The following is an 11,799-nucleotide window of genomic DNA, read 5'->3' on the forward strand; positions in this document are numbered from 1 at the left end:
TACTCCTTCGGCTGTGCTGGATGTCGGTGAGGTCGCCGGTCAGTGGACGAGCGCGGCAGCCGCGTCCACGGCGCTCGCGACGTCGCGGTCGGTCGGATAGAGCAGGGTACGGCCCACGACGAGCCCGGCGACGCCGGGGAGGTCGAGTGCGCCGGCCCACGAGTCGTAGACCGCGGCGGGATCGCCGGCCGGGTCGCCTCCGAGGAGGAGTGTCGGCAGGGTGGACGCGGCCATCACCTCGGCCATGCGCGGAACCACCGGGATCTTCAGCCAGCTGTACGCCGACGTCGCGCCGAGGCCGGAGGCGATCGCAACGGAGTTGATGACCGCCTCGGTGCTGAGATCGTTGACCACGCTCCCGTTGGTCCACGTGCTCATGAACGGCTCGAGCATGATCGGGAGCCGTGCGGCGGCCGCTGCGGTCACCGCACGCGCGGAGGACTCGAGCGTCGCGGCGGAGCCCGGGTCGGCGAGATTGATGCGAAGCAGCAGCTTGGCGATGTCGAGCCGGGCCGCGACCAAGGTGTCGACGTCGTAGGCGGTGAACCGGTCGTCCATCTCGAAGGTCGCGCCGCGCAGCCCTCCTCGGTTCATCGAGCCGGCGACCACCTTGCCCTCCAGCAGGCCGAGCACGGCCAGGTCTTCGATGACGTCGGGCGTTCCGAGCACGCCGTCGACGCCGGGTCGCTCCAACGCGATGGCGAGTCGTTGGAGGAGGTCGTAACGATCCGCCATGGCCATGCCGTCGCCCCCGATCCCGAGGGCACCGCGTGCCGGATGATCAGCTGCGACCAGGAACAGTCGTCCGTCGCCCTGCAGCAGAGGTCGTGTGCTCCGTGTTGCGAACGCCTCCGCGATGGCGTTCGGGTCGGAGGCGCGCACCCGCCGCAGCCGCGCGAAGTCCGCCGCGCTGATCGGGCCGTCAACCGGCGACGACATCGCTCGCCCCCTTCAGCAGCTGCTCGACCTCGGCGGTGGTCGGCATCGCCGTCGAGCACTCGCGCCGGGTCGCCACGATGGCACCGGCGACGTTGGCGAAGCGGATGACGCGTTCGAGCGGCCAACCGGCCAGCAGCCCGTGGCACAGCGCGCCGCCGAAACCGTCGCCGGCGCCCAGGCCGTTCACCACGGTCACCGGGAACGGCGGCACCTCGACGGTTTCGTCGCGGGTCTTCGCGAGGACTCCACGCGGCCCCTGCTTGACCACGGCGAGTTCGACACCGCGCTCGAGCAGCGCGTCGGCCGCCCTCAGCGGATCGCTCTCACCGACCGCGACTTCGCATTCCTCGCGGTTGCCGACCGCGACGGTGACCTTCTGCAGCGCGCGCGACACCTGTTCGGTCGCGGTCTGCGGCGTCTCCCAGAACATCGGCCGGTAGTCGAGGTCGAGCACCGTGAGCGGGATGCGGCCCCGCGCATCCCACGCCGCATGGTGCGCCGCGCGGCTCGGCTCTCTCGACAATCCCGTCACGGTCGCCCAGAACACCCCGGCCGAGCGCACGGCGTCGAGATCGAGCTCGTCCGGCTCGATGACCAGGTCGGGCGCGATCGGCTCCCGATAGAAGTACAGCGGGAAGTCGTCGGGCGGGAAGATCTCGCAGAGCGTGATGGGCGTGTTCAGCCCGGCCACCGTGGAGACGTAGCGGTTGTCGACTCCGAGGCGGGCGATCTCGGCCTTCACGTAGCGACCGAGGGGGTCTTGCCCGGTGCGGGTGACGATCGCGGCGCGGCGCCCGTGCCGCGCTGCGGCGATCGAGACGTTGGTCGCGCTGCCGCCCAGGTACTTGCCGAAGGTCGTGACGTCTTCGAGCCCGACGCCGTCTTGAAGCGGATAGAGGTCGACGCCCACCCGCCCGATGGCGAGGACTTCGAAGGGGAGGCCGCCCGTGGTGTTCGTCATACTGCGCCGTACGCCTTCCGTCTGCATATGTCCTGACATAGTGACATGAACAGCCTATTCGCGGCGTGCCCGCCACGCAACCATCGAGTGTCGGAGGGCGATGCCACACTCAAGACATGGATCCCATCCTCTCTCTTCTCCTCGGACTCCTCGGCGGCCTCATCGTCGGTGGGGCGGCCGGCGGCTACGCGGTGTCGGTGCTCCTCCGACGCCGCCCGGAAGCCGCGGCGCCCGTGGAGGACCCGGCCGTCGTGGCCGCCCGCCACGCCGCCGAGCTCGCCGAGGTGCGCGCCGCCGAGGCGGCCGTGCAGGCGGAGATCCGCACCGATCTCGCGGCCACGGAGGCCAGGGTCGACGCCCTCCGCGAGCAGATCCAGGCCCACCAGCAGCAGTATCGCGAGCTCGTCGACCGGCACCGTGCGGAGACCGAGGCGCAGGCGCAGCGCGAGCGCGCGGAGAGCCGGGTGCTTCAGGCGCTCGCACCGGTGCGCGAAAGTCTCAGCGACATGCAGAAGAAGGTCGTCGAGCTCGAATCGCAGCGCAACCAGCAGCACGGCGAGCTGTCTCAGCAGCTGAAGTCGGCCACCGAGTCCGAAGAGCGACTGCGCAGCACGGCCGAGGCACTCGCCTCCGCCCTCCGCTCCAACAGCACCCGCGGGGTGTGGGGCGAGACCCAGCTGCGCAGCGTGGTCGAGGCGGCCGGCCTCCTGGAGCGCGTCGACTTCGATGTGCAGTCGAGCATCCACTCCGATTCCGGCGCCGGACGCCCCGACATGATCGTGCACCTGCCCGGCGGCAAGAGCATCGCCCTCGACGCCAAGGTCCCGTTCAACGCCTACCTGGAGGCGAGCCAGATCCCGGCGACCGCCACGGGAGTCGACGGCGCCCAGCGCCAGGCGCTGCTGAAGCAGCACGTCAAGGCCGTCCGCGATCACATCACGGCGCTCGGCAGCAAGTCGTACTGGACGGGGCTCGAGGCCTCCCCCGAACTCGTCATCGCCTTCATCCCGAGCGAATCGCTCGTCTCGTCTGCGATGGAGGCCGACCCGTCGATCATGGAGTTCGCGTTCAGCAAGCGCGTCGCGCTCGCCTCACCGGTCACCCTCTGGTCGGTGCTCAAGACGGTCGCCTTCAGCTGGCAGCAGGACGTGCTCACACAGGAGGCGAAGGAGCTCTTCGATCTCAGCCGCACGCTGTACACCCGCCTCTCGACCACCGCATCGCACATCGAGAAGCTCGGCCGCTCGCTGGAGCGCACGGTCAAGGACTACAACGGCTTCGTCGGCTCGTTCGAGCGACAGGTGTTCCCGGCGGCCCGCAAACTCAACGCGCTCGACGAGTCGAAGGTGATCGGCGTGCTCGCCGGCATCGAGGAGTCGCCCCGCGAGCTCACGGCGTTCGAACTCGTGACCGAACTGGAGCTCGAACTCGAGCCGCGTGACATGCACGGGCTCGACAAGCTCGCGGTCGACGAGAAGGAGAAGGCTCAGCGGCCAGAGCTCGACGACGAGCGCGAGTCCGCCTGAGGCATCCGGCCCGCTCTACAGCTGGTCGGGCTCGAGCCACTTCTCCGCGAGGTGGTCGGCGACCACGCGCCGGATCGTTCCCGACTTGCTGCGCAGCACGATCGACTCGGTCCGGATGATCGGCCCCTTGCGCCGCACGCCTTCCACCAGACCACCGTCGGTCACGCCGGTCGCGACGAAGAACGTGTTGTCCCCCTTCACGAGGTCATCGGCGTCGTACACACGGTCCATGTCCAGGCCGGCCGCGATGCCGGCGGCACGTTCGGCGTCGTCCTTCGGCGCGAGCTGCCCCTGCATGAAGCCGCCGATCGCCTTGATGGCGCACGCCGTCGTGATGCCCTCCGGGCTCCCGCCGATGCCGACGCACATGTCGATCCGCGATTCGTACCGGGCCGCGTTGATCCCGCCGGCCACGTCGCCGTCGAGCATCAGCCGCGTTCCTGCGCCCGCCGCACGGATCTCCTCGATCAGCCCCTCGTGCCGCGGTCGGTCGAGCACCGCGACCCGGATCTCGCCGACCGGCTTGCCCTTCGCCTTCGCCAGTTCACGGATGTTGTCACCAATGGGCTGCGACAGGTCCACGACCCCGCGTCCCTCCGGCCCGGTCACGATCTTCGACATGTAGAACACGCTCGACGCGTCGAGCATCGTTCCGCGATCGGACACGGCGATCACTGAGAGCGCGTTCTGACGACCGGCCGCCGTCAAGGAGGTGCCGTCGATGGGGTCGACGGCGATGTCGCAGGCGGGCCCGCGGCCGTTGCCCACGTGCTCGCCGTTGAACAGCATCGGCGCGTTGTCCTTCTCGCCTTCGCCGATCACGATCAGGCCGTCGAAATTCACCGTGCCCAGAAACTTGCGCATGGCGTCCACCGCCGCGCCGTCGGCGAGGTTCTTCTCGCCGCGGCCGATCCACGGCGTCGCTCGGATCGCCGCCGCCTCCGTCGCCCGCACCAGCTCCATGGCCAGGTTGCGATCCGGATGGAGAAAGAGCGAAGCAGTGTCTGTGCTGGTCATGATGGGTCCTCCCGGACGGAATCGGACGGCGGTGTCAGCGCCGCGTGCGGCGGCGCTGCCAGTGTATCCGCGAGTATCAGTTCACGGCCGGAAAGCGCACGAACGTTCATCCGGACTGCACACGCGCGGTCACTCGCACGCGGACCGCGTCGCAGAGCCCGCACGCAGGGTTCGGCCGGGGAGGGCGCTCGACGACGGCTCGGTATGATGAGACCTGTTCAGCACCCCGACTTCAAGGAGCCGCAATGCCCATCGCCACGCCGGATCAATACGCCGAAATGCTCGACAAGGCGAAGGCCGGTGGGTTCGCCTATCCCGCATTCAACGTGTCGTCGTCGCAGACGATCAACGCGGTTCTCCAGGGCCTCACCGAGGCGGGCAGCGACGGCATCATCCAGGTCACCACCGGCGGCGCCGACTACTTCGCCGGTCAGACGGTCAAGAACCGCGCATCCGGAGCCCTCGCCTTCGCGAAGTTCGCCACCGAGGTTGCGAAGAACTACCCCATCACCGTCGCCCTGCACACCGACCACTGCCCCAAGGACGCCCTCGACGGCTTCGTGCTCCCGCTGATCGCGGCGAGCGAAGAAGAGGTCAAGGCCGGCCGCAACCCGATCTTCCAGTCGCACATGTGGGACGGCTCGGCCGTGCCCCTCGACGAGAACCTCCGCATCGCAGAAGACATGCTCAAGCGCACCAAGGCCATCAACGCCATCCTCGAGGTCGAGATCGGCGTCGTCGGCGGCGAAGAAGACGGCGTCAGCCACGACATCAACGAGCACCTCTACACGACGCTCGACGACGCCATCAAGACGGTCGAAGCCCTCGGCCTCGGCGAGCAGGGCCGCTACATGGCCGCCCTCACCTTCGGCAACGTACACGGCGTCTACAAGCCGGGCAATGTCAAGCTGCGGCCCGAGCTGCTCAAGACCATCCAGGACGGCCTCGCCGCCAAGTACGGCCACGGGCCGAAGCCGCTCGACCTCGTCTTCCACGGCGGCTCGGGCTCGACCGACGCGGAGATCGCCGAAGCCGTCGCCAACGGTGTGGTGAAGATGAACATCGACACCGACACGCAGTACGCGTTCACGAGCACCATCGCCGACTACATGTTCAAGAACTACGACGGAGTGCTGAAGGTCGACGGCGAGGTCGGCAACAAGAAGGTCTACGACCCGCGCGCCTGGGGTAAGGTCGCCGAGACCGGCATGGCCGCACGCGTGGTCGAGGCCACCCAGCAGCTCGGCTCGGCCGGACACTCCGGCAAGTAGCATCCGGCGGCGGTCGGGGCCGAGCGCTCCGGCCGCCGCTTCACTTTTCAGGGAGGACGGCCACCATGGCCGACGAGGAACAGCGACCCGACGAGCGCCCGCGACCCCAGTTCGGCGAGCTGGCGCCCGAGGGCTGGGTCTGGCGACCGCCGGCGGATGCCGACCGCCTCGACACCGCGCGGAAGCCGGAGCCGGTCGTGGCCGAGCATCCCGAGCCGGTGCAGCGCCTCCCCCGCCCCGGCGACTACCCGCCTCCGACCGATCCGGCGCTGCGTCCGCCTCAGCTTCGACGGGATGCGCCGCGCTGGAACCTGGGCTGGACGCTCTCCCTGCTCATCGTCGGCTTCCTCGGCATGTCGTACTCGATCGGCGTGATCAACGCGTTCCCGTCGGCGATCCAGCTGGTGCACTCCACGGAGAACCTCGGCGACTACACGCCCGATCCCGCTGTGCCGGGCATCCTGATCACGGGATCGATCGTGATGGTGGTGCTCTGGGCCGGCTCGGCCGCCCTCTCGATCTGGCTGCTCACTCAGCGGCGGCTCGCCTTCTACGTGCCGTTGATCGCGGGAGCCCTCGCGCTCGTCGCCATGATCGTCTTCCTCTCCGTGGCTCTGGCAACGGACCCGGCGCTGCTGAGCTTCTACAGCGGTGTCACCCCGTCGTCGACACCGACGCCGTGACCGGCTGCCGGTAGGCCAGCACCGCGCCGACGACCACGACGGCCGGCAGCGCGAGCAGCGGACCGAACACGAAGATTCCACCGGGGAACGCGATCGCCAGCCCCAGCATGGGAACGCCGCAGAAGAGCCCGGCCACGATGGACACCCCGGCGAGAGTCCGCCGGTTCGGCGCGCCGTTCGCCGCCGCACGTGCGCAGAACAGCGCGATGAAACCGAGCGCGAGGTAGACGATTGCGATCAGCGTCCCGATTACCGCGAAACCATCGGCCGTGTCGCGCAGGAGCGCGGCGGCCCAGCTCCCCACGATGCACGCCACGAGGATGGAGCCGGATCCCGAGACGATCAGGAGGACGACCGCCGCCGGCCGACGCACAACCGGGTTCGTGGAGGGTCCGTGCGGATTCTGCATGGAAGCACGCTAGAACCTCCGTGACGGACGCCGGCCGCCGGTCGCCGAAGGCACGCGGGGCCGCGCACCTGACTGCGCGGCCCCGGCTCGGATTCTGCGGGTGGCCTACGCCGAGACGGCGGTCTGCGCTGCGCGCAAGCCGTCCTCCAGCGAGGTGGTCGGGCGTCCGATGAGCCGGCTCAGCGTGCCCGGCGCATCGGCCAGGGCACCGTCGCGGATGTTTCCGTCGAGGGCGACCACGAAGTCCGCGGTGCCGGTGTCGAGACCGGCGTCGATCAGGATGGCGCGGTGCTCGTCGGGCGACACGGCACGGTACTCGACCTCACGGCCGACGATCGCTCCGACCGCAGCGGCGAGATCGGTGAAGGTCCAGGCAACGTCGCCGGCCAGTTCGTAGACCGCGCCCTCGTGCCCTGGCGTCGTCAGCACGACGGCGGCGGCGTCGGCATAGTCGGCCCGTGTCGCGCTCGCGACCCGGCCGTCGGCCGTGCTGGAGACCAGCGCGCCCGTCTGCGCGGCCGTGTCGAGCTGACCCACGTAGTTCTCGGTGTACCAGTTGTTGCGGAGGATGGTCGTGGTCAGTCCGGAGTCCGCCAGCAGCTTCTCGGTGGCCGCGTGCTCGGGGGCGAGCACGAGTGCGGTGTCGTCCGCGTGCGGCGCGCTCGTGTAGACGATCCGGCCCACCCCGGCCCGTACGGCGGCATCGATCGCATTGGCGTGCTGCTGCATGCGCTTGCCGACCTCGCTGCCGGAGACGAGCAGCAGGGCATCGGCGCCGGCGAACGCGGGGTCGAGCGTCTCCGGCTGCTCGAAGTCGATGACGGCGGTCTGAACACCCAGCGACGCGAGAGCGCTGAGCCTCTCCTCGGTGCGGCCGAGGGCCCGGATGTCCTGAGGGGCGACCCCGCGCTCGATCAGGGATTCGACGACGAGGCGTCCGAGGTGGCCGGTTGCTCCGGTGACGACGATGGTCATGGTGGTGTTTCCTTTCGGTCGGTCATCGGGTCCAACCTCGACCGTCCCGGGATACTTCCCAACGGAAGGTACCCACTTTTTGGTAAGTTACTGACGTGGACACCAGTTTTGCGCCCGTGAACGGCTTCGGCTTCACCGATGGCGTGCTACCGTCGGCCTGCCCGTCGCGGATCGTTCTGAATCACGTCACCAGCACGTGGGGTGTGCTCGTGCTCGTCGCCCTCTCCCAGCGGGATCACCGCTGGGGCGAGCTGCGCCGCACCGTGCAGGGCATCAGCGAGAAGATGCTCGCACAGACGCTGCGCACGCTCGAAAAGGACGGCTTCGTGCTCCGCACGGCACAGCCGACGATTCCGCCGCGCGTCGACTACAGCCTGACCGCGCGCGGCCGCGATCTCACCGAGCACCTGCTGCCGCTGATGGGCTGGATCGCCGCAAATGCCGACGACATCCTGACGCCGGACAGCGCCGCGACCGGCGGCACCGCGACGGACTCGGCCGCATTGGTACCCTGAACGGATGACCGCCGACGCTCCGACGACGCCGACTCCCAGCGCCGAGGGGCCCCGCACCCGTTCCGTTTCGCTGGATGTGCTCCGGGTGGTCGCGATCCTCGGCGTGGTCGCCATCCACGTCTTCGCCGGCATCGTCAACAACCAGGCCATCCGCGGATCGGGCACCTGGTGGGCGGCGACCATCATCGATGTGGGAAACGTCTGGGTGATCCCCGTCTTCGTGATGGTCAGCGGAGCGCTGCTCCTCGGGCCGCGCGCACACGCTGCGGGTCCCGCGGTCTTCTACCGCAAGCGGCTTCTGCGGCTGGGTCCCGCATTCGTCGCGTGGCAGCTCTTCTACATCATCGTCGTGCGCCTGGTGATGAGCCACCAGCAGCTCACCCTCATCCAGATCCTCGGTCTGGTGGCAGACGCGCAGTCGTACACCCACCTGTACTTCCTCTGGCTCATCGTCGGCCTGTACCTCGTCGCGCCGATCCTGGCTGCGTTCCTGGCCGCCGGCGGACCCCGGCGCGCCGTGATCCTCGCGGCGTCGCTTCTCGCCTTCACGTTCAGCGTCGTCGCGCTCTCCGGCCTGTCGGGCCTCTACGGCGACCCGCATCCGATCGCTCTGAACGCGCTCACGCAGTGGATGCCCTATGTCGGCTACTTCGTCGCCGGCTGGGCGCTGCGCAGTGTCGTGCTCGACCTGAGATGGACGCTGCTGACCGCGGTGATCACCGCTCTCCTCCTGGCCGAGACGATCTGGCAGTTCGCCGACCTCTCCCGGCCGGCGCTGCTGCAGGCCATCTCACCCACCACCTACATCGGCGCGATCGTCGGGATCGCCTCGATCGGCGTCTTCGTCGTCGGTCAGAGCCTGTTCGCCCGGGTCAGGCTCCGCGCCCGCGCATCCCGGATGCTCGCCCAGCTCTCCGACGCCGCTTTCGGCGTCTTCCTGGTGCACTTCTTCTTCCTCGTGCTCGCAATCACCCTGCTGCCCTGGCTCAATGCCGCACGCTCCAGCAATCTGGCCGTCGCGTTCGCGATGTGGGCGTCGATCGTCGTGGTGTCGTTCGCGGTCAGTCTCGGCGCGCGGCGCGTGCCCGGGCTGCGCCGGTTCTTCTAGCGCGGCGGGCGGACCAGGCGGTGGCGCGACGCGGCTCAGCGGCCGCGGCCGCCGCGCGCCCGGGTGTCCTGCTTGCCCGTCAGGTCTTTGCGCAGCTCCTTCGGCAGGGAGAACATGAGGTCCTCCTCCGCCGTCTTCACTTCCTGGACATCGCCGTAGCCGGCACCGCGCAGGTCGTCGAGGACCTCCTGCACGAGAACCTCGGGCACGGATGCTCCGCTGGTCACACCGACCGTCTCGACGCCGTCGAGCCAGTGCTGCTGGATCTCGCTGGCGTAGTCCACGCGATACGCGGCCTTCGCCCCGTATTCGAGGGCGACCTCGACCAGGCGCACCGAGTTGGACGAGTTGGCGGATCCGACCACGATCACGAGGTCGGCGTCTTCCGCCACCTTCTTGATGGCGACCTGGCGGTTCTGCGTGGCGTAGCAGATGTCGTCGCTCGGCGGATCCTGCAGCTTCGGGAAGCGCTCGCGGAGCCGGCGGACGGTCTCCATGGTCTCGTCGACGGACAGCGTGGTCTGCGACAGCCACACGACCTTGTCCGGATCCTTCACCGTGATGCGGTCGACATCGTCGGGACCGTTGACCAGAGTGACGTGATCGGGCGCCTCGCCGGCCGTGCCTTCGACCTCTTCGTGTCCTTCGTGTCCGATCAGCAGGATCTCGAAGTCGTCGCGCGCGAAGCGCACCGCCTCGCGGTGCACCTTGGTGACGAGCGGGCACGTGGCGTCGATGGCCTGCAGCCCGCGGTCGGCGGCGGACTGCACGACGGCGGGCGAGACACCATGGGCACTGAACACGACATGAGCGCCCTGCGGCACCTCGTCGACCTCGTCGACGAAGATGGCGCCCTGCTGCTCGAGGGTCGAGACGACGTGCACGTTGTGCACGATCTGCTTGCGCACGTAAACGGGCGCGCCGTAATGCTCGATGGCCTTCTCGACCGCGATGACCGCTCTGTCCACACCCGCGCAGTATCCACGGGGTGCTGCCAGCAGCACCCTCTTGTGTCCGACGACCGGGGTATCCTTGAGCCGGCCTCGCGCGCCGGGAATCCTCGGCATCGGAAGGCTGATGGTTGCGTCGCTCACCCCTTGATTCTAGGTGAGTGCGCTGAGGACTCGATGGGAGGCACCGGTGACGGAGACCGCGAGCGCACCCTCGATGGAGGTGGGACCACCCACAGCCGACGCGCCCTGGCCCGTCGCCACGCTGTCGAGCAAGATCCGTGGATGGATCGAACGCCTCGGCACCGCCTGGGTCGAGGGCGAGATCACGCAGTGGGGAATCTCCGGCGGCAACGTCTACGGCAAGCTGAAAGACCTCAACGAAGACGCCACGATCAGCTTCACGATCTGGTCGTCGGTGCGCGGCCGCATCCCGGCCGACCTCAAGCAGGGCGACCGCGTCATCGTGCTGATCAAGCCCAACTACTGGGTCAAGGGCGGCACGCTCACCATGCAGGTGTACGACATGCGGCACGTCGGCCTCGGCGACCTGCTGGAGCGCCTGGAGCGCCTGCGCCAGCAGCTCACGGCGGAGGGCCTGTTCGCGCCGGAGCGCAAACGGCCGCTCCCCTTCCTGCCGCACCGCATCGGTCTCATCACGGGCAAGGACTCCGACGCCGAGAAGGATGTGCTGCGCAACGCCCAGCTGCGGTGGCCTCAGGTGAACTTCCGCACCATCCACACCGCGGTGCAGGGCGACCGCACCGTCGCCGATGTGACGGCCGCCATCCGCACCCTCGATGCCGACCCCGAAGTCGAGGTCATCATCATCGCCCGCGGCGGCGGCGACTTCCAGAACCTCCTCGGGTTCAGCGACGAGATCCTCGTGCGCGCGGCGGCCGCAGCGACCACGCCCATCGTCAGCGCGATCGGCCACGAGGCCGACCGCCCGCTCCTCGACGAGGTGGCCGACCTGCGCGCCTCGACACCGACGGACGCCGCCAAGCGGGTCGTGCCCGATGTCGCCGAGGAGATGGTGCGCGTGCACCAGGCGCGGGTCAGGATCGGCATGCGCCTCACCCACCTGATCAGCGCCGAGATCGACCGCATCGGGCACCTGCGCTCCCGGCCGTCCCTCGCATCATCGTCGTGGATCGTGGACACCAGGGCCGAGGAGCTCACCCGGTTCGTCTCCCGCGGCGCCGAACTGGTCGAGCGGGCGATCGATCGCGAGGCGAACCGCACGGCCGAACTCCGCGGTCAGCTGCGTGCGCTCTCGCCCCAGGGCACCCTCGACCGCGGCTACGCCATCGTGCAGCTGCCCGGCGGCGCGGTACTGCGGTCGCCGGACGAGGCGCCGCACGGCACGCGCCTGACCGTGACCGTCGCCGGCGGAGCGCTCGGCGCCGTCTCGGACTCAGCCGCCGATCAGATCGACAAATAGA

At 69.1% G+C, this 11,799-nt stretch carries 12 protein-coding genes; 6 read left to right on the forward strand and 6 right to left on the reverse strand.

Annotation, left to right across the window (positions count from 1 at the left end):
* Nucleotides 1–39: 39 nt before the first annotated feature.
* Together AC1DB1_RS11705 and iolC are read right to left on the reverse strand one after the other, a co-directional pair.
* Nucleotides 40–939 (reverse strand): Cgl0159 family (beta/alpha)8-fold protein, encoded by a 900-nt coding sequence (locus AC1DB1_RS11705; protein WP_271175200.1) that lies wholly within the window; start codon nucleotides 937–939, stop codon nucleotides 40–42.
* The gene (gene iolC / locus AC1DB1_RS11710) at nucleotides 923–1,900 is read right to left on the reverse strand and encodes a 5-dehydro-2-deoxygluconokinase (protein ID WP_477200907.1); all 978 of its coding nucleotides are present in this window, start codon (nucleotides 1,898–1,900) and stop codon (nucleotides 923–925) included. Before iolC ends, AC1DB1_RS11705 begins: the two co-directional genes overlap by 17 nt.
* 116 nt (nucleotides 1,901–2,016) lie before the next feature.
* Here iolC and AC1DB1_RS11715 point away from each other — a divergent pair, with 116 nt between their 5' ends.
* The gene (locus AC1DB1_RS11715) at nucleotides 2,017–3,426 is read left to right on the forward strand and encodes a DNA recombination protein RmuC (RefSeq protein ID WP_271175202.1); all 1,410 of its coding nucleotides are present in this window, start codon (nucleotides 2,017–2,019) and stop codon (nucleotides 3,424–3,426) included.
* Nucleotides 3,427–3,441: 15 nt separating this feature from the next.
* Here AC1DB1_RS11715 and glpX read toward each other — a convergent pair whose 3' ends face one another.
* A complete protein-coding gene (glpX, locus tag AC1DB1_RS11720) occupies nucleotides 3,442–4,443 on the reverse strand; it encodes a class II fructose-bisphosphatase (RefSeq protein ID WP_271175203.1) in 1,002 nt (333 codons plus the stop codon).
* Between the two features lie 245 nt (nucleotides 4,444–4,688).
* Between glpX and fbaA the strand changes: the two genes are divergently transcribed.
* Together fbaA and AC1DB1_RS11730 are read left to right on the forward strand one after the other, a co-directional pair.
* A complete protein-coding gene (fbaA, locus tag AC1DB1_RS11725) occupies nucleotides 4,689–5,714 on the forward strand; it encodes a class II fructose-bisphosphate aldolase (RefSeq protein WP_271175204.1) in 1,026 nt (341 codons plus the stop codon).
* A 65-nt stretch (nucleotides 5,715–5,779) separates the two neighbouring features.
* Nucleotides 5,780–6,397: a DUF6264 family protein gene (locus AC1DB1_RS11730; RefSeq protein WP_271175205.1), complete on the forward strand. Its 618-nt coding sequence runs from the start codon at nucleotides 5,780–5,782 to the stop codon at nucleotides 6,395–6,397.
* Here the strand turns inward: AC1DB1_RS11730 and AC1DB1_RS11735 are convergent.
* Complete coding sequence (locus AC1DB1_RS11735; RefSeq protein WP_477200908.1) at nucleotides 6,369–6,806, reverse strand: hypothetical protein; 438 nt, start codon at nucleotides 6,804–6,806, stop codon at nucleotides 6,369–6,371. The two genes, AC1DB1_RS11730 and AC1DB1_RS11735, sit on opposite strands and share 29 nt — an antisense overlap.
* 105 nt (nucleotides 6,807–6,911) lie before the next feature.
* Nucleotides 6,912–7,781 carry an SDR family oxidoreductase gene (locus AC1DB1_RS11740; RefSeq protein WP_477200909.1) on the reverse strand — a complete coding sequence of 290 codons (870 nt, stop codon included), beginning with the start codon at nucleotides 7,779–7,781 and terminating at the stop codon, nucleotides 6,912–6,914.
* Between the two features lie 95 nt (nucleotides 7,782–7,876).
* Here AC1DB1_RS11740 and AC1DB1_RS11745 point away from each other — a divergent pair, with 95 nt between their 5' ends.
* Nucleotides 7,877–8,296: a winged helix-turn-helix transcriptional regulator gene (locus AC1DB1_RS11745; RefSeq protein ID WP_477200910.1), complete on the forward strand. Its 420-nt coding sequence runs from the start codon at nucleotides 7,877–7,879 to the stop codon at nucleotides 8,294–8,296.
* 4 nt (nucleotides 8,297–8,300) lie between these two features.
* Nucleotides 8,301–9,404, forward strand: coding sequence for an acyltransferase (locus AC1DB1_RS11750; RefSeq protein WP_477200911.1), 1,104 nt, complete (start codon nucleotides 8,301–8,303; stop codon nucleotides 9,402–9,404).
* Between the two features lie 35 nt (nucleotides 9,405–9,439).
* Here AC1DB1_RS11750 and AC1DB1_RS11755 read toward each other — a convergent pair whose 3' ends face one another.
* Nucleotides 9,440–10,471, reverse strand: a complete 1,032-nt coding sequence (locus AC1DB1_RS11755; protein ID WP_477201160.1) for a 4-hydroxy-3-methylbut-2-enyl diphosphate reductase — start codon at nucleotides 10,469–10,471, stop codon at nucleotides 9,440–9,442.
* A gap of 73 nt (nucleotides 10,472–10,544) precedes the next feature.
* Here AC1DB1_RS11755 and xseA point away from each other — a divergent pair, with 73 nt between their 5' ends.
* On the forward strand, nucleotides 10,545–11,798 hold the full coding sequence (xseA, locus tag AC1DB1_RS11760; RefSeq protein ID WP_477200912.1) for an exodeoxyribonuclease VII large subunit: 1,254 nt from the start codon (nucleotides 10,545–10,547) through the stop codon (nucleotides 11,796–11,798).
* Nucleotide 11,799 lies beyond the last annotated feature (1 nt).

The organism is Leifsonia sp. 10N434 (assembly GCF_056394405.1).